This window comes from Vibrio sp. Vb1554, assembly GCF_033344235.1.
Genome location: NZ_JAWPOJ010000006.1, coordinates 110,984 through 128,788, shown reverse-complemented (window position 1 = coordinate 128,788; position 17,805 = coordinate 110,984). Strand labels below are relative to the sequence as shown.

19 protein-coding genes are annotated in these 17,805 nt (G+C 46.9%); 5 read left to right on the top strand and 14 right to left on the bottom strand.

Features of this window, described 5'->3' with window-relative positions; all coding sequences use genetic code 11:
* Nucleotides 1–69 precede the first annotated feature (69 nt).
* From envZ to R8N28_RS07470, 5 genes are all read right to left on the bottom strand, one after another.
* Nucleotides 70–1,362, bottom strand: a complete 1,293-nt coding sequence (envZ, locus tag R8N28_RS07490; protein ID WP_025768312.1) for a two-component system sensor histidine kinase EnvZ — start codon at nt 1,360–1,362, stop codon at nt 70–72.
* A 102-nt stretch (nt 1,363–1,464) separates the two neighbouring features.
* Nucleotides 1,465–2,184 carry a two-component system response regulator OmpR gene (gene ompR, locus R8N28_RS07485; protein WP_005379333.1) on the bottom strand — a complete coding sequence of 240 codons (720 nt, stop codon included), beginning with the start codon at nt 2,182–2,184 and terminating at the stop codon, nt 1,465–1,467.
* Nucleotides 2,185–2,313: 129 nt separating this feature from the next.
* Nucleotides 2,314–2,709, bottom strand: coding sequence for a DUF1090 domain-containing protein (locus R8N28_RS07480; protein ID WP_005379332.1), 396 nt, complete (start codon nt 2,707–2,709; stop codon nt 2,314–2,316).
* A gap of 105 nt (nt 2,710–2,814) precedes the next feature.
* Nucleotides 2,815–3,306: a transcription elongation factor GreB gene (greB, locus tag R8N28_RS07475; protein ID WP_005379321.1), complete on the bottom strand. Its 492-nt coding sequence runs from the start codon at nt 3,304–3,306 to the stop codon at nt 2,815–2,817.
* Between the two features lie 117 nt (nt 3,307–3,423).
* Entirely contained in the window at nt 3,424–5,304 is a 1,881-nt protein-coding gene (locus tag R8N28_RS07470) for a RimK/LysX family protein (protein ID WP_262635396.1), read from the bottom strand.
* A 229-nt stretch (nt 5,305–5,533) separates the two neighbouring features.
* Here R8N28_RS07470 and R8N28_RS07465 point away from each other — a divergent pair, with 229 nt between their 5' ends.
* A complete protein-coding gene (locus R8N28_RS07465; RefSeq protein WP_053303402.1) occupies nt 5,534–7,855 on the top strand; it encodes a Tex family protein in 2,322 nt (773 codons plus the stop codon).
* Between the two features lie 104 nt (nt 7,856–7,959).
* Here the strand turns inward: R8N28_RS07465 and R8N28_RS07460 are convergent, their stop codons facing one another.
* Both R8N28_RS07460 and bioH read right to left on the bottom strand, forming a co-directional pair.
* Nucleotides 7,960–8,424, bottom strand: coding sequence for a hypothetical protein (locus R8N28_RS07460; RefSeq protein WP_005379316.1), 465 nt, complete (start codon nt 8,422–8,424; stop codon nt 7,960–7,962).
* 124 nt (nt 8,425–8,548) lie between these two features.
* Nucleotides 8,549–9,316 carry a pimeloyl-ACP methyl ester esterase BioH gene (gene bioH / locus R8N28_RS07455; protein ID WP_005384724.1) on the bottom strand — a complete coding sequence of 256 codons (768 nt, stop codon included), beginning with the start codon at nt 9,314–9,316 and terminating at the stop codon, nt 8,549–8,551.
* 84 nt (nt 9,317–9,400) lie between these two features.
* On the opposite strand from bioH, the gene R8N28_RS07450 reads away from it, so the two are divergent.
* The 4 genes from R8N28_RS07450 (at nt 9,401) to cysQ (ending at nt 12,426) form a co-directional block, all read left to right on the top strand.
* Nucleotides 9,401–10,126, top strand: coding sequence for an amidophosphoribosyltransferase (locus R8N28_RS07450; protein ID WP_033905914.1), 726 nt, complete (start codon nt 9,401–9,403; stop codon nt 10,124–10,126).
* 97 nt (nt 10,127–10,223) lie between these two features.
* Nucleotides 10,224–10,808: a Fe-S biogenesis protein NfuA gene (gene nfuA, locus R8N28_RS07445; RefSeq protein ID WP_005379313.1), complete on the top strand. Its 585-nt coding sequence runs from the start codon at nt 10,224–10,226 to the stop codon at nt 10,806–10,808.
* A gap of 176 nt (nt 10,809–10,984) precedes the next feature.
* The gene (gene nudE, locus R8N28_RS07440) at nt 10,985–11,554 is read left to right on the top strand and encodes an ADP compounds hydrolase NudE (RefSeq protein ID WP_005379309.1); all 570 of its coding nucleotides are present in this window, start codon (nt 10,985–10,987) and stop codon (nt 11,552–11,554) included.
* 44 nt (nt 11,555–11,598) lie between these two features.
* Nucleotides 11,599–12,426, top strand: a complete 828-nt coding sequence (cysQ, locus tag R8N28_RS07435) for a 3'(2'),5'-bisphosphate nucleotidase CysQ (protein ID WP_005379308.1) — start codon at nt 11,599–11,601, stop codon at nt 12,424–12,426.
* A gap of 302 nt (nt 12,427–12,728) precedes the next feature.
* On the opposite strand, the gene R8N28_RS07430 is transcribed toward cysQ, so the two are convergent.
* The 7 genes from R8N28_RS07430 to R8N28_RS07400 are packed head-to-tail and all read right to left on the bottom strand — an operon-like array spanning nt 12,729 to nt 17,804.
* Entirely contained in the window at nt 12,729–13,490 is a 762-nt protein-coding gene (locus tag R8N28_RS07430) for a type II secretion system protein N (RefSeq protein ID WP_158157102.1), read from the bottom strand.
* A 1-nt stretch (nt 13,491) separates the two neighbouring features.
* The gene (locus R8N28_RS07425) at nt 13,492–13,983 is read right to left on the bottom strand and encodes a type II secretion system protein M (protein WP_005383002.1); all 492 of its coding nucleotides are present in this window, start codon (nt 13,981–13,983) and stop codon (nt 13,492–13,494) included.
* Nucleotides 13,984–13,990: 7 nt separating this feature from the next.
* The gene (gene gspL, locus R8N28_RS07420; protein ID WP_262635397.1) at nt 13,991–15,193 is read right to left on the bottom strand and encodes a type II secretion system protein GspL; all 1,203 of its coding nucleotides are present in this window, start codon (nt 15,191–15,193) and stop codon (nt 13,991–13,993) included.
* Nucleotides 15,162–16,172 (bottom strand): type II secretion system minor pseudopilin GspK, encoded by a 1,011-nt coding sequence (gene gspK, locus R8N28_RS07415; RefSeq protein ID WP_104979926.1) that lies wholly within the window; start codon nt 16,170–16,172, stop codon nt 15,162–15,164. Before gspK ends, gspL begins: the two co-directional genes overlap by 32 nt.
* Nucleotides 16,165–16,842 carry a type II secretion system minor pseudopilin GspJ gene (gspJ, locus tag R8N28_RS07410; RefSeq protein WP_132936677.1) on the bottom strand — a complete coding sequence of 226 codons (678 nt, stop codon included), beginning with the start codon at nt 16,840–16,842 and terminating at the stop codon, nt 16,165–16,167. The genes gspK and gspJ overlap by 8 nt, the downstream gene beginning before the upstream one ends.
* Nucleotides 16,829–17,218, bottom strand: coding sequence for a type II secretion system minor pseudopilin GspI (gspI, locus tag R8N28_RS07405; protein WP_017635009.1), 390 nt, complete (start codon nt 17,216–17,218; stop codon nt 16,829–16,831). Before gspI ends, gspJ begins: the two co-directional genes overlap by 14 nt.
* Nucleotides 17,205–17,804, bottom strand: a complete 600-nt coding sequence (locus tag R8N28_RS07400; protein ID WP_031779019.1) for a prepilin-type N-terminal cleavage/methylation domain-containing protein — start codon at nt 17,802–17,804, stop codon at nt 17,205–17,207. The genes gspI and R8N28_RS07400 overlap by 14 nt, the downstream gene beginning before the upstream one ends.
* Between the last annotated feature and the right edge of the window lies 1 nt (nt 17,805).

Sequence of the window (17,805 nt, the reverse complement as noted above, 5' to 3'; positions counted from 1 at the left end):
TATTGAGAATAAGAAAAGCCCAACCTATTTAGGTTGGGCTTTTTGTTTTAAAGGGTGCAGGCCATCGACTTACTTGGTAGGAAAACTGATTTGAGCGATTAAACCGCCTTCACTGCGATTACGTATCACCACAGAGCCTGAATGCTGGCTGATTATACGCTTCACAATCGCCAACCCTAGCCCAGTGCCTTCACTACCGCGAGCGGTGTCACCACGCGTAAAGGGTTCAAATAACCTCGCGATTTGAGAATGCTCGATACCCGGTCCGTTGTCCTCTACTGAAATCCACACTAGCTGCTTATCTGCTGTCACACCAGTGCTGACTTTGACCCAGCCATTACCATAACGTAGCGCATTCACAACTAAATTACTGATCGCCCGCTTAATCGCAATCGCGCTTCCTTTGGCTGGTGGCAAGTTAAGATTAAGATCTGTTTCAATTTCAACCTCATAGCCACCTTCAGAACTGGCAACGTCACTGGCAATCGTACTGATATCAACCGCTTCAAACGATTCTTGGTTCACCGGTTTGAGATAATCCATAAACTGACTGATGATCTCATTACATTCTTCCGTATCGCTAATGATCCCCTCCGCAAGATAGCTGTCCTCAGGAGACATCATTTCTGTCGCTAGGCGAATACGCGTCAGAGGTGTTCGTAAGTCATGGCTAATCCCCGCCATTAATAAGGCTCGGTCCTCTTCTAGCTCTTGAATACCTTTCGACATTTGATTAAAGGCTCGAGTTACAGAGCGAATCTCCGATGCGCCTTTCTCTGCTAAGGGGGGCGGGATCTCACCTCGACCGACGTCTTTCGCGGCTCTCTCTAAAGCCAAAAGTGGACGGTTTTGCAAACGAATAAACAACCAACCACCAGCAATGATCAGCAGCGCCATAATCAAACTGTTACGAAACAGCGGTGCAAAATCTTCTTCTTGCAGCTCAGATAACGGAATACGAATGATGGAGTTCGGCAACTTTTCGATGTGCATCCACAAAATGTAACTTTCATCGCCAAGCAATAAGCGTACTTCTGTAGGCGAACCCAGCTCTTGGCTCATTTCTTCAGACATCAAATCAATCGACATTGCGTGATGAAATTCAATCGCCTTATCGCTGTCAAGGCTGTGAACCGTCACCCCTAATCTTTCTAATAATTGACGCCTTAACGGTGCATCAGACTTTAAAGGTCCTTCATCATCAAGCACCAAATTGAGCTCATGGGCGAGAATTTTATTGAACTGCTGCAAACTCGGCATCAACGCGTAGTTAAAAACGGCGTAGTAAGAGAAAACTTGGCTCGCGAGAAGCAAAGAGATGAACAGCAGAATAGATTGTGTCAGTGAACTTCGGATGCGCATGGAACGTTCCTAGTGGTCCTAATCGCGAAATTTCAGCCTTCAAAGGGAAGGTAATGAAGGCTGAAGTTGCTATAGCCAAGTGCTGGCTATGGAGTGAAGAGGTTACACCTCTTTGCCGTCTGGGACGAAAACATAACCTAGGCCCCATACGGTTTGAATGTAGCGCGGCTTGCTCGGATCGTCTTCTAACATGCGACGTAAACGTGAGATTTGTACGTCAATAGAACGTTCCATTGCAGAATATTCACGGCCACGCGCCATGTTCATCAATTTGTCTCGTGACATTGGCTCACGTGCATTCATCACGAGCGCCTTTAGAACAGCAAACTCTCCAGAGGTGAGTGGCATTGCCTCGTCACCGCGGAACATCTCGCGAGTGCCTAGATTGAGTCGGAACTCCCCGAACTCCACCACTTTTTCTTCCGTGCTTGGTGCACCCGGCAACTCTACAGTTTGGCGGCGTAATACGGCCTTGATGCGAGCCAACAATTCGCGTGGGTTAAACGGTTTTGGCAAATAATCATCCGCCCCTACCTCAAGACCTACGATGCGGTCCACTTCATCACCTTTCGCGGTGAGCATTAAGATTGGCAACATATTGTTCGCGTGGCGTAGACGACGACAAATTGACAAACCGTCTTCACCTGGCAACATTAGGTCCAGCACCATTAAGTGAAAGTTTTCGCGCGTTAGTAGGCGATCCATCTGTTCGCCATTGGCGACACTTCGTACCTGAAAACCTTGCTCAGAAAGGTAACGCTCCAATAGAGCACGTAAACGAGCATCGTCATCAACCACTAAAATTTTATGATTTTCTTGCATTGAAACATCCTTTCAGAAGCGTCTATTGTCGAAAATGTATCACTGTTTTTCCTAACGTGCTCAAGCAAATTGTTACTCTTTTTATCTTAAGCGCTTTATTCTCTCTCTAGCAGGTATTTTCAGCACCTACTATTGACCATAATTCCATTCCAGTTCACGTTTGGCCTCAAGCAGCTCTTGCTGTGCCTCAGCCAGCTTGTGACGTTTTTTCTCAATTTTGTCTGCTTTCCCTGAATGCTGAGCTTCGACTAATTCTTCCTCTCGCTCCTCAACTTCTTTAGTCTTTTCTTCCACTTCTGTTTGCAGCTCTTGGCGCAGCTCACCTTCCGAGCATTCATTCTGGATAGCGGAAAGTGCTTGCTCCAAGCCTTTAATGCGATGCTCATTACCTTGCGCTTTTGCATACTCAAGCTGCTGCTCTACCGCTAACTCTTTAGCGTCACAGCCTTTCACTTCATCTTGAGCAAAAACTGAAAGTGAGAAACCTATTGTTAGTGCAGCACTACACATGACTGCTTTGTTCATTTTACTTCTCCGAGAAAGGCACCATGCCTTTATACCAAATATTCTGACGTTGAGACCCAAGTCACTTCTAGTGAACTTCATGAGACTTGAATCGGTGATAAAGCCTCAGTCTTCCGAGGCCGGTTGAGTGTATTCAATTGAGTTGATGAACCACTCTTTTTCACCTTCTGGGGTGCGTACCGTGAACTCTTCATCCACTTGTTTTTTCAACATCGCTCGCGCCATAGGTGAATCGATAGAGATGTAGTCTTTCGCATCGCCATAAATCTCTTCAGGCCCGACAATACGAAACTTTTTCACTTCTCCTGCCTCATTTTCTATTTCCACCCATGCACCAAAAAAGACTTTGCCTTCTTGTTGCGGAGAATAGTCAACGATCGTGACTTCTGGCAGGAATTTACGAAGGAAGCGGACACGACGGTCGATCTGACGGAGTAAACGTTTATTGAAGGTGTAATCCGCATTTTCTGAGCGATCGCCCAGGCTCGCAGCCCAAGTGACGATCTTGGTGATTTCCGGGCGCTTTTCATTCCAAAGGTAATCATGCTCTTGTTTGAGTTTGTTGTAACCTTCTCGTGTAATCAGCTTAGTTTTCAAATTAACTCCTATCTCAACTAAAAAATGCTGCTCTTTGGCAGCATTAAGGAGATGATATACCCAAAGATCCAATGTTTTTCAGGCTTTGGGTATCAAGGTGATAAGGCGGCCAGAGTGTTACTTTTCGTAATCCGGTTTTTGCGTCACGATGTAATTCGTATCACTCGAAACAACCGCGCCATGTTTTAGGAAGTTTTTACCTAAAATCATGCTGTAATGGAAGCGACCTCGGTCCTGTAAGTTGACTCGGATCTTCTTCTCTAATTCGCCAAGCTTAACATGCATTTCAACCACAGGGCGTACGTTCGCTTTCTCGCCTTTCTTCGCTTTAATACGCATGACATCAACAACAGGCTTGGTAAACGCCTGTTTCATGCCAAGATCGTTCTCATAGGTAAAGCTCACCATGTCTTTGCCGTCTTTCTTAAACTGCTTGATGTTCTTAGCATTGATTGAGCTTACATCTGCACCCGTGTCTAACTTCACAGGGAAAGACATCCCCTCAACTTCAGCCACTTCGATATGGCCAGCTTTGAAAAGTGGCCTTGCATCTAGTAGATGGTCTGCGCGAGTGTTCAGCAACACACCACCCTTGGCTATGTCATGACCAAAGACGAAAAAGGGTTGAGTGTCACCCTCATCAAGCACATCGAGCGCAAACTTCATTGATGTGTCTTTTCTACCGAGAAGAAAGTCTCCTTCGACAACAGGGCGAACCGCGCTGCCAACCTTGAGCTTTTTCAACACTGGTTTGGTGATTTTTTCTTCTTTCCCCTCATCGTTCATTAAATAAAACGTGACGGATTCATCCTTACCTTTTTCTGTTACTTCAAACCCATTTACACGCAGTAATGGCGTTTTCACAGTAAAAGTGGGGTAAGCAGGGACGGTATAACCATCAATGGTGACCTGTTCTTCTGGTGAAACGACAAGAGGTTTTGATTTGAGTGCGCTTTTGAACGTTTTTTCTACGCCACCCAGTAGATTTTCTCTGTCCGTATCAATAACAAAGTGCTGACTCGCGACGTCCCGACCTAAGCGAATTTGCGAACTGAACTTACTGCGATCACGCAGATACACCAACCAACGTTGAGTTTCATTTTCGCCGACTTTGACGGGTAAATAGACTAAAGGGCGCTCGCTTTTGGTCGTTTTCAGCATTCGTACCAAGGGTAATGTCATTGGATGACGCTTGCCATTCTCGCCCTCTAACATAAAAGAGACTTCGTTATGCTTTTTGTCTACCTTGATGTCCAGTGCATGGACGTTGGTATAACGGCTAGAAGTTGAGATGCTGATCTTATATGGCACACCTTCGACTTCAACCGTCTCTTTTTTGCCAATCATTTTTGCGCGTGGCTGTTCTTGAAGGTAATCGTAACCAGCGAAGACCCATGCGTTATCATCGAGATAGGTTTTACCAATCAAGATAGGAGAAGAGAATTGCGTACGCTTGGTCAGGTTCACTTCCGTATCAACGGTGTGACCAGCGATTGTCATCGGCATTTTTATTGTCGGGCGTAGGATGGGCTTTTTGCTTGTTCGACTGCGAATCGCGCTCACTCTTTCCAGATGATCGGTAATCTGTATTTCCTTCCCTGTATAAGGGTGAGGAACCGTAAAGCTAACCTTTACTTGATATGGCTTAAAGCTGTCGGCGTCCCACTTTGCCTTCGTACCACCTAAGTCATCGACAATCGCCCAAAGTAACTCGTTATCTTTCAAATCTTGGTAATCTGGGTGTGAGCTACTGACATGGATATTCTCCGCATGCATCGATGTCGTATCTGCACCAGTATCAATCTTGCCAATAAATGGCACCGCTTTTAGTTCCGGAATGTCACTGTAGTAGACGCTCTCCACACGCCCTAGTACCAATTTGTTATCGAGCTGATAAACGGGAGCTTGTGTGGTTCCTGAGATAGACTGCGCCCAACTAAGCGGGGCGACAAGTAAGGCACTCGTAAGCGCTAACGCCAAAGACATTTTTTTCATCATGATTATCCGTATAAGCCGAGGTACATTTAGTGATATCAACAACCGTGGAATTAGGTTAGTCGATAACTGCGGATATAAGTTCTCAATTTAATTACAGTTTTGACATAAATCTGACTGATGTCCACCAGCGCCCGGTAAATTTTTGCCTCGTTAATTTAAAACATTGCAAATTCTTCGAACGACCCCAATGTTCTATACAACCAAAACCGAATTAAAAGAGAAAACACGGATGAGCCAAGCTATCTGTCGCATGATTGCTCAAGAACTGAATGTTCGCCCAGAGCAAGTCAACGCCGCTGTCACCCTAATTGATGATGGCAACACTGTCCCTTTTATTGCACGTTACCGCAAAGAGGTGACGGGGGGCCTTGATGATACCCAGCTTCGTACTTTGGACAGCCGTCTGTCTTACCTTCGTGAAATGGATGATCGCCGTCAAACCATCCTCAAATCAATCCAAGAGCAAGGCAAACTGACGCCAGAGCTAGAACAAGAGATCGCGCAGGCAGACAGCAAAACTCGTCTTGAAGACTTATACCTACCTTACAAACCCAAGCGTCGTACGAAAGGTCAGATCGCGATTGAGGCTGGTCTTGAGCCGCTCGCAGATCAGCTTTGGAATCACCCACAAACCGAGCCAGAAAGCGAAGCAAGCAAATACCTTGATGCAGACAAAGGCATCGCAGACACCAAAGCTGCATTGGATGGCGCTCGCGCGATCATCATGGAGCGCATCGCAGAAGACGCAAACTTACTGGAAAAAATTCGCAACCACTTAAATCGCAATGCGGAACTGGTCTCACGAGTCGTTGAAGGCAAAGAGCAAGAAGGCGAGAAGTTTAAAGATTACTTCAACCACAACGAGCCCCTAAGCAAAGTGCCATCGCACCGCGCACTGGCGATGCTACGCGGCCGTAACGAAGGCTTCCTGACATTGGCAATGAACGCTGATCCAGAACAGGAAGAAGGCGCTCGTCAGTCTTACTGCGAAACGATTATCGCCGATCATTATGGCGTGACGCTAAGCAGCGCACCGGCGGATACCTGGCGTAAGCAAGTGATCAGCTGGGCATGGCGCATCAAAGTATCGATGCACATGGAAACCGAGCTAATGGGCGCAATGAAAGAGCGCGCTGAAATCGAAGCGATTGAAGTATTCGCCACTAACCTAAAAGACTTGTTGATGGCAGCACCGGCTGGCCCTCGTGCAACACTTGGCCTAGATCCGGGTCTGCGTACAGGTTCAAAAATCGCGGTTGTCGACTCAACAGGTAAAGTGCTTGCCACCGAAACCATCTACCCTCACCCACCACAAAAACAATACGACAAGTCAGCACAAATCGTTGATCAGTTGGTGCGTAAGTACAATGTGGATTTGATTGCGATTGGTAACGGTACGGCTTCACGTGAAACCGACAGCTTTGTCGCAGACGTCATCAAACGTGGCAACCTGAAAGTTCAGAAGATCATCGTAAGTGAAGCGGGGGCTTCGGTTTACTCAGCGTCTGAGCTTGCAGCAAAAGAGTTCCCGAATATGGACGTATCACTGCGTGGTGCAGTGTCGATTGCACGTCGTTTGCAAGATCCATTGGCTGAACTCGTGAAAATTGATCCGAAATCTATTGGTGTGGGTCAATACCAGCACGATGTAAGCCAATCTATGTTGGCAAAACGCCTAGATGCGATTGTGGAAGACTGTGTAAACGCGGTTGGTGTTGATGTGAACACTGCTTCTGCGGAGCTACTGACGCGCGTAGCAGGCTTATCAAGCACCATCGCGCAGAACATTGTCGACTTCCGCGATGAGAACGGCCGCTTCGAAGCACGTACAACCTTGAAGAAAGTACCTCGTTTAGGTCCTAAGGCGTTCGAGCAGTGTGCGGGCTTCCTGCGTATTATGGATGGTAAGAACCCACTTGATGCGTCTGCGGTTCACCCAGAAGCGTACCCAGTGGTCAAAGCGATTTCTGAGAAGAACAACAAAGATATCAAAGCACTGATTGGTGATTCAAGCTTCCTTAAAGGTCTGCATGCGGTCGATTACACCGACGATAACTTCGGCGTTCCAACCATTACAGACATCATCAAAGAGTTAGACAAGCCGGGTCGTGACCCACGTCCAGAATTCAAAACGGCGACCTTTGCAGAAGGTGTAAACTCGGTATCTGACTTGGAACCGGGCATGATTCTAGAAGGCGTGGTGTCTAACGTAGCCAACTTCGGTGCCTTCGTTGATATCGGCGTTCACCAAGATGGTCTTGTGCATATTTCTGCACTGACAGATCGTTATGTGTCTGACCCACGTGAAGTGGTGAAAGCGGGCGACATCGTCAAAGTGAAAGTGATGGAAGTTGACGTGCAGCGTAAACGTATTGGTCTATCGATGCGTATGAACGACGAACCGGGTCAAGACAACCGTAGCCAACGCTCATCAGCAGCGCCGCGTCGTAATGACCAACCGCAGCGTCGTCAGCCTCGCCGTGATGATTCGTCATCGAACAGCGCGATGGGCGGTGCATTTGCTGCAGCGTTTGCTAAAGCGAAAAAGTAATCTTACCTAGGCTTCACCGCTAACGAGCTTTCATAACTAAAAAGAAAACGCTCCAATCAGTCAACCTGCTTGGAGCGTTTTTGTTTGAGTAGGATATTGAGTCGTCATAATACTGCTATCACTTCTGACGGGGTATGGGGAGCGACTGCATGACCATAATGAAACTTGATCACCTTCCTGCGCTTTTCCATTAATCCTTCATTGATCGCAGCATCCAAAATGCGCTTTGGTAAGCGAAAGCGGATCGCGTAGCCTTTCCCCTGGTCTTCACTATACGATTTGAGCGCAAGCAAACTAAAAAGCCGTTCTAGTGTATCTTCCGGCTCTTCTTGATAACGCGTGTCGACTTCCGTTTCCATATCATAATCAGGATGCTCTGAAGGATCCCAAGAAGACTGACGTCGGCGCTTGTCATCACCTTTTACTTTTCGCTCTGCATTGGTTTTGGCCAATGCGACCGTTGGCGTTACAGGCTCTCGGACTTTATTGTCGCGAGCTGCTTGTTCCGTCTGCACATTCACGGATGGGGCGATCAGTGGCACACTTACGTTGGTCGGTGACACAATCATTGCGAACCCTCCTCAGAGTCGCCCAACTCGTCAATATGGCTTAGCTTTATTGGCTAATAAAACCTCACCAGCCTTTATATCGACCACTTTTTAAACAACTTGAGGTATTTCCGCTCGTACTTGCTCAATCGTGAGCAAACTCTCGGATTTGAACACAAAATTCGTCATGTTCGGTGATAAAAGGCGCATGAGAGGACTGATTAAAAACAAACTGCTGGGTATGAGGCAACTGTTCACTTAAATCGTTAGCTACTTTAATTGGCACCAACCCATCTAAACGGCCATAAAGACGCAACATTGGAACAGAAAGAGACGTCAACGCATCGCGCAGATCCACATCAGCAAGGATGTTTAGCCCAACCAACAGCGATTCAGGGTTTGGCTGAGGGCGCGATAGTACCGCTTGCTTGAGCTGTTTAACGTCTTTACGCGCTGATGGGCTGCCCATCGCTTGCAACGCCATAAAGCGCTCAATGGTCAGTGAGAAATCTTCTAGCAACTGAGAGGTGAACGCACTCAGTACATTCGGTTGAATGCCACGCCACGGTTTTTCTGCGGCAAATTTAGGTGAGCTGGCAACCGTAATCAACTTAGCCACGCGCTCGGGCATATTTAATGCCACATGCGTCGCCACTAAACCTCCGAGGGACCAACCAAGCCAAATCGCTTTCTCTGGCGCACCTTGCACCACCAAGTTAGCAATATGGTCTAAATCTTCAGCATGAGATTCGGCGCTATGTCCGTACCCCGGAAGGTCAACCACATGAACTCGGAAATAAGGTTGAAGAGACTCGACTGTCTGCTGCCATACCGCACCATTCATGCCCCAACCATGCAGTAACACCAAATCTGGTCCCTGACCAAATGACTGCCAGTGTAATTTCGTGCTCATGCTCTCAATCTCTCCCACTTATTTTATTCCCTACGGCTTCAGCCAAGCGTTAGGCTGAGTAAAATATCACCATGAATAAACGCTATGTTATCTCATCACTGGCAAAACATCATGCATCGCGTATTGAGCAGTCAATGCGGCCTGTGTCGGTTCCCTATTCAAACACCAAGCCACACAAATACTCTGCGCTGGTGCGAGCACTGTTTAAAATACCTAACTCCGGTAAAACGATGTCAACGCTGCGGTTTATCATTACAGAAAGAAGAAATGAGTACGGATAGTATTTGTGGTGAATGTCTTTCAAAGCCACCGCCATGGCAAAGGCTATACACGTTAGGCGATTACGACTTTCCCCTTTCACGGGAAGTACAACGCTTTAAAGATCACGGAGAGTCTTGGCATGTAAAAGCATTAACCGAGCAACTGGCACAGCGCATCACCACGCCAGCTCCAATCATTACCAGTGTGCCATTGCACTGGCAGCGTTACCTGCGCCGGGGTTTTAATCAAAGTGATGTTTTAGCCCGACACCTCGCCAAGCAATTGCAGACTAATTTTGATGCGAAGGTCTTTCGTCGAGTAAGGCTCGCCCAATCACAGCGTGGTAATACCAAAACAAGCCGTGAACAAAACTTAAAAGGCGCGTTTATTCTCAATAAGCGCCCTCACTCTTCCCATGTTGCCATCGTCGATGATGTAGTCACCACAGGCAGTACCGTCCGACAATTATGTCATTTACTACTTGAAGTTGGCGTAGAAAGCATCGATATTTACTGCATCTGCAGAACACCTGCTCCTCGTTCTCTCTAGATCGCTTCGCCATGCCTTAGCATCAAAAAGACTAGACCCATACGTCAACAAGAGTAGAATAGCAGCAGTGACCTACAAATTTACTCGGGTATTCGTCGTGTCAAATATTACTATTACAGAAACTGCGCAAACGCATTTCGCTAACCTTTTAGGTCAACAACCTGAAGGCACTAACATTCGTATTTTCGTTGTGAACCCAGGTACACAAAACGCTGAGTGTGGCGTGTCTTACTGCCCACCAGAAGCAGTAGAATCGACCGACACTGAACTCTCTTACAGCGGTTTTTCAGCTTACGTGGATGAGCTGAGCCTGCCATTCCTTGAAGACGCTGAAATCGATTTTGTTACCGATAAAATGGGCTCTCAGCTAACGCTAAAAGCACCTAACGCTAAAATGCGTAAAGTTGCGGACGACGCACCACTGGTTGAGCGCGTTGAGTACGTTATCCAAACCCAAGTCAACCCACAGCTTGCTGGCCACGGTGGTCACGTAAACTTGGTTGAGATCACTGAAGACGGTGTTGCAATTGTTGCATTTGGTGGCGGTTGTAATGGCTGTTCTATGGTTGACGTAACACTAAAAGAAGGCATCGAGAAAGAGCTGCTAAACCAGTTCATTGGTGAACTAACCGCAGTTCGTGATGCTACAGAACATGACCGTGGTGATCACTCTTACTACTAAGAGTAAACACTGTCAGAAAATGGGAGGCTTCGGTCTCCCATTTTTGTATCGATACTGAGGTGATGCTGAGATGCTTAGCTCGACTCGTAAAATCCGCTAGAAACTCAGGCGGAGTTCTCATATATTAAGAATCTTACGCATCTCGTAAACGCCAACGACACCAAGGAGCCAGCGTCATGCCGAAACGAACCCCACCAGAGATACTCTCATGCCAGACGGTTGCAAAATCCAAACTGTTTGCTGTGGAAGCGCTCGACCTTCGTTTTTCCAATGGTGAGCATCGTACTTATGAGCGTATGAAGCCAAGTGGACGAGATGCTGTAATGGTGGTTCCTGTAACAGAACAAGGCGATTTATTACTGGTGCGTGAATACGCCGCTGGAACTGAACGTTACGAGCTAGGTTTCCCAAAAGGGCTGATTGACCCAGGAGAAACACCACACCAAGCTGCGGATCGTGAGTTAAAAGAAGAAATCGGCTTTGGCTGTAATCAGTTAACCCCGTTGAAACAAGTTATCCTCGCGCCATCTTACTTTTCGAGCAAAATGACTCTATTTTTAGGACAGGCGCTTTATCCAGAGAAGCAAGAAGGCGATGAGCCTGAACCACTGGAAATTGTGCGTTGGCCACTTGCGCAAGCCGAAGAGTTATTAACTCACATGGATTTCTGTGAAGCACGAAGCATCACTGCGCTAATGTTGGCACTGAAACACTTACCAAACACCACTCACAAGCATAACCAATAACGGTCATTAGAACCGAATAACACTGTGAGTAAGGACTATCACTTATGCCAATGACAAAAGATCTATCTCACCTACTTCCTCAAGTCATCGAGATTGCCCGCAGTGCTGGGCAAATGATCCTCGAAATATATGAAAAGAAACAATACGAGGCCTACACCAAAAGTGACGAAACTCCCGTAACAAGTGCGGATATTGCAGCTCACAAGTTCATCACTGAACGCTTGAGTGATCTGACGCCTGACATTCCCGTGTTGTCAGAAGAAGACGCAGACATAAGCTTAGAGCAACGCGCTCAGTGGGAACGTTATTGGTTAGTCGACCCTCTTGATGGTACTCAAGAATTCATCGCTCGCAGTGGTGACTTTGCCACTATTATCGCGTTGGTCGACAACAATCGACCAACCATGGGCGTCGTTTACGGTCCTGTATCTGGCGTGACTTACTACGCTTATAATGGCAAAGGCGCCTGGAAAATTCCCGACATGTCGGACAGCGTCAAAATCCATACACACAAACACGAACAGCCAGAGCAAAGCATCGCAATTGCTATTAGTCGTCGCCAAGACATCAATCGTATTACTAACCGTATGAGCAGCGCCTGGAATTACGACTTAATACCGCTCGGTTCTGCGGCATTGAAAGCATGCCTCGTCGCGGAAGGGGCGGTAGATTGCTATCTCCGACTAGGTCCAACAGGTGAGTGGGACACCGCTGCGACACAATGCATTGTTGAAGAAGCTGGCGGACGTATTCTCAGCACGCAATTAGAACCGCTGTCATATAACGAGCGGGAAACACTAGAAAACCCGAATTTTATTGTTCTTGGTGATGCGGATTTACCTTGGAATGAGATTTTACAACGCAAAGATTAAGCGCCCTATCGGTAAAATTTAGAGCACAAAATTCTAGCAATAGAAAGGCCACGAATATCTTCGTGGCCTTTTCTTTTTGACCTTCTGTACAGCACTTGGAGTATTTGGCCTACCATGTTCCAGTTACTTGCAAAGCTGAACAAAAGAAACAAATCACTTAAAAATCATGACTTTAAGCTTTCATTCACTCCCAATCAAGATCGAATGTACAGCGAATAGAGGTTTTAGCTTACGATGATCCAAAAGCAAAAAGAGCTGCACAATAGCAGCTCTTTTAAGATATTGGATTTTGTCACGATAGGTTAGAAGCGCCCTTGGTAGTTAAACTCATATTGACCTTGAGCATTCGGCTTACCCAACCATTTCAGTTGCTCCCCCATGCTGGATGGGAACTCTGCACCAGGTTTGAACCACGCTTTGGTTGAGTACCGTTGATTAGGCATCAGTTCAGCGGAAAACGCCGCAGAGACTTGTTTGCTGCTCTGCTCACCAGTTGCCGTCAATACACTATCCTGACAGTTTATATCGGCAATCACAGGACCGAGATCTAAGCTGCCAACGGGGCTTTGAATACCACTGGCATTCCATACTAAAGTGCCTTCACCGTCCTTACACCAAGGCGCAGCATAAGTCGCATGACGAATATTCAGCTCAAGCTGCCCATCAACACCAACAGGCACAGGGAGGCGCGCTTGCTCAACAACTTTTACCGCCGGAATCGAGGCAACTAAGTTTTTGGCATAAGGGCCATCACTTAAGCTATAGCCGACAAAACCGCGCCCACGGACGTCTATTTCACTACCACGACCAAAGCGCACAGCAAACTCAGCTTTACCTGTCAGTAGACTCGACCATTGGAAATCCCAATTAACTTCTCCAAGGTTCTGGCGCTGCCAACGAATACTAGAAGCTTGACCTTGCCATACCGAACCGTTGGCTCCTTGAATGTCCAGGCCTCTCACTGTTGGTGCTTGTTGTAACACCCAAGAGACTGGTAATCCCATTAAAAGACTGACTGAAAAAAAGACGATAAAGATAACAACGTAAAGTACTGCTCGCTTCACCTTAACCTCGCTTAAACTGAAGGCGGTTTACATCGATCATGCCCGCTTGCTCTGTTCGGTCGATATCTAAAAATTCGACTTCAATACCCTGTTGCTCTTTCAAGTAACGTAACCAATCCACTAGTTGATTAAACGCGAGTGGTTTGATCCACACTTGAACGCTCTCATTACGAGGTTGCACTCTAATCAACTCAACTTTATAACGACGAGCTGAAGAAGAAACTAACTGATTCAACGGTTGACTAGAGTAGCTCACACCGCTGCTTTTTCGCAGTGCAGTGATGCCATCCGCTTTATCTTGTACCCAAGCTAGCAACTGTTTTTCACTTTGAATACGTGACTGAGCTAGCTCCGCACGTTGACTCATTGGCTGTAATAAACCCCAATAAATAATACCGATAACGGCAATAGCGCCACATCCCATGACCAAACGCTGCTCACGCTGCGAGATGCTGCTCCACCAAACCTGAGCTTGAGAAATTAAATTTTTCATCATTACCTCACAAACGCTTCAAAACAAAGCTGCCAACCACAACGTTATCGCTACGGTTCAACTGACCTTGCTCAACATTAAACTTCTCTGCCAATTTCACACGAGCCTGCTCAAAAGGTTGGAAGTCTGAACTACGAGCCTGAATACGTACTTCGCCACGTTGCCCATCGTATTTAAAGCTGGTGATTTCCAAGTCGCTGACCTGACCAAGCGTCGCGGGTAATGCCGCCAACCATGACAACATTGCCTGCTGACCACTTCCACCAGATAAGCGGCGCTCTTCATCATCCATTTGTCGTTTGAGGTAACTAACGGTAGGAATGCGTCGTTTATTTGGGAACACCTGACGGAAAATACGCTCACTCTCCTCACGATACGCTTGAGCTTGTGCTTCGTACTTGTGGACCACGAGCAACTGCTGCGCAACCATGACGACAATAAGCACCCCCGCAGCAATGGTGGCTTTTTGCCAGAGCTTCCAGTATTTACCCCAAGAAGATTTCGGCTTGAAGATCCCGGTCAGCAAATTGACTTGGCTTTCTGTCACCCCCTTCGCCAGTAAAGCCATCGTCATTTCTTCTGGTTGCGGCTCCCATATTTCAGGTAACGCAGATTCCGGGACCGAGCTATAGCAATCGAGCTTCCAACCTTCATGATTTTGTAGATAAGAAGAGAGGTAAAGGTCTAACCAAGAAGCGTCGACAACCGCGCCCTCTGTCGCAGAGTGACGAATTAACCATTGCTCGCCAATCATTGCAGCACTGCTGTGATCTCCACGAACCGGTAACGCAAGCACATCGGGTAAAATGCGTTTAATGGCGATACCTTGGCTTGAGAAACGTTGCAGTACAGTCTGAATCCAAGCACGTTCAACTGCGCAAATCTGCGCTTTATCCGCTTGTTTACCCAACACGCTAAAGTGCAGGCCATCAACGTCCTGAGCAACTTCGTCTTCCACTAAGTACGGTAACATAGCCTCGAATTGGCGTGTTGCACCAGGTGGTATATCCACTTGCGTCAGGACTACATCATTACTCGCCAACAGCGCCACAACTTGGCGCTGACCAGCATATGAGACCAATTCATCTAAGTGTTCCCACCCGGCGATTTCACCGCTAGCAATCACTTCCTGTTGATCTGTCGACCACACCACCCAAGGAATGGTACTTTGTTGTTCGCTACTCAGCCGAACGGTCAGAAACTCGCTCACTGATCCCTCCAAAACGACGGCGAACTACGGTCACCGTTTCTCTATTTGTACTTTGCAAAAGGCTTCGGATACGTACACGTGATTCATCCACCAACACTTGTGCATCCAATTCAAAAAAGGCGCTATCTACACCCAAATAGCCTTTGGCGTTTTTCTTTACATCTTCACTTAAGCCAGCCATTTCTGACTCTGCTAAAAATTCATCAATGCTATCCCACCCATCAAATGGGCGTTTTTCAATTAGCTGAATCGCATCACTACTGCTTAAGTTTGGTGAGAACATTGCCACCAAAATCGGAGCTTGCTCAACATCAATCGTATTCACGTTTAAACGCCAGTCATCACTTGGCAATGCACAGACCAACGGCTCCAATTTTTGGAAAATTTCACCACTCACCTGATAGACAGCCCGTAACTCGGAAGCATCTGCCATCCAACCATTTGATGCCAAATAGGAAGGTTTCATCGCTTCATATGTGCTGTCTTCAACCCCAGTAGTCGAACGGGCAGAGTCATCAGCATCAATGTATTCCCAAGTAGAGTCTGCAATGATTTCTGCTTGATATGGCTCGACATCCAACTCTTCTAACAGGCGCTGCAATACATTCACTAAATATGGTCTTGTAATTTGCTGACCCGTTGGTTGCACACGACTCAATACATTTAGATTAAAGCACGCTTGCTTGTCTCTAATTCGTCCCGCCGCTTGACCATAATCTAACGGATAGACTTGCTCTTTTATCGCCCACGGTTGACTCATATTAATCGTGTCGGTGTCTTTATAACTTTGTTCGATACCCACTTTTGCTAGCGCCTCGACGCCAAGGCTGTACCAGTACGCTTGCTGGTAATTGATTTGATTAGCGCCTCGCTGAAACTGCAAGAACAAACGTTCCGACATGCTGGCGGCAACCGTCGCCATAATCGCCAGCAACATCAACACTATAATCAAAGCAACACCGCGCTGACGGTTAACCATTATTGCTGTCTCCTGAACTTTCCTCTTTCTGACTCAATGTGCCATCAGGAGTGAGATAAGTGCGGGCAATTTCTCCATAGTCTTTGAGAGTGAGAACAACAGAAACCGCTTTCGGCAGCGCTTTTTCTTCAGCCCACTCTTTTTTCCATTGCTTACCATCATAGAAACGCATATCAAATGACTCGACCTGCGTTAGCAATGGAGTAACAGTACCTTGTTGCCCAACCGGCGTATCAGGATAGCGCCACCATACTCGCTGCAGTGTTTCTTCTTTTAAGCGATAGCCAACCTTGGTTACTTCTCCACGAGGGAACTGCTGCTGAGGATTGTGCCAACCTAAACGGGCAAACATCAGCCCTTTAGTATCGGAGTCCAACAGGTAATCGGACCAAAAAATTAGCCGGCTAGCAGGCTCTTCACCATTAGTACGTGTTTGACGCATCGCCATTTGACGAAAATCGTTATCCATCATAACCATGGCACGCTGAATTTCGTTTAAGCGTTGGGTTCGTTCTTGTGATAGCGCATTGCTACGCTGTACTTGCGATACCACTTGGTACGCTGCGACACTTAAACTGGCAAAGATGGCAATCGATACCAACACTTCAATAAGTGTAAAACCTTTTACCCTTTGGCGCGTGTTTGCGCGGAGATGATTATTGCGCCACATAGCTTCGTACCGTTACTACAGGGCTCGCGCTTTTCTCTACCGAGACGCTCACATCAAATGCTTTCAGCAATGGCTGCGTCGTGGCGACTGGCGTGACTTTCCAGAACCAAGTGCGTCCTGCCAGCTCTTCTGTGCCGTTTTTCGCTTTGAGTTCTCCGGTATTCAACATCACATTTGCCATCTGATTATCCACAACCATGGCTGCAAACATTTTTTCTTCTAGATAACTGATTGTATTAATATGCTGGCTCACAGAGCGAATGACACTGATGGCAGCGGTAGCGAAAATTGCCAGTGCGACCAATACTTCCAGTAAGGTCATGCCTCTCGTCCGGCGATGACTCAAATTTGGGCGAGCTTGCTTAAAATTGCGCATTCTCATCCTCTTTCACTTCTTCGCCCGGAGCTAATAACAAAATTTGTCCACTTTCTTTGCCAATGACTCGCCAACCGTCATTAAAGGCATCACCATTTTGCGGAAAAAAAGACAGGGTAAATGGCGTGACTTCGGCGCTGGAAAAGATAAACACTTGCGGTGGCTGAATTTTCTTTTCGTCCTCTTCTTCTGCGAACATGTCTTCATCAAAAAGAGAACCTGGTTTGAATAAGCGCTCATCATTATCCCAAGCACCACCTCCGAGCTCGAGTTGTAGCGTAATATCTTCTTCTAGCTTGGTTTTGCTCGGAATCTGCTTTAATTTCAGAGGCTGCCAACCTTCTGAGGTTAAACTCAGTAGAGCGTAGGTCGATTTGGTATCATCCACTCGAACGCCAAAATCTTTACCGCTCAGCACCGCTTCTTCATTGAGCAGCTGTAAACGCTGAAAAAAGCTTTGAGCATACTGTTTGGAAAGATCTTTTTGGCTAGTCGGTAACGTCGAGATCACGGCCACAGCCGTAAGAGATAGCAAAACCAGCACCAATAGAATTTCTATCAATGTAAAACCGTTATGTTTTCGCATT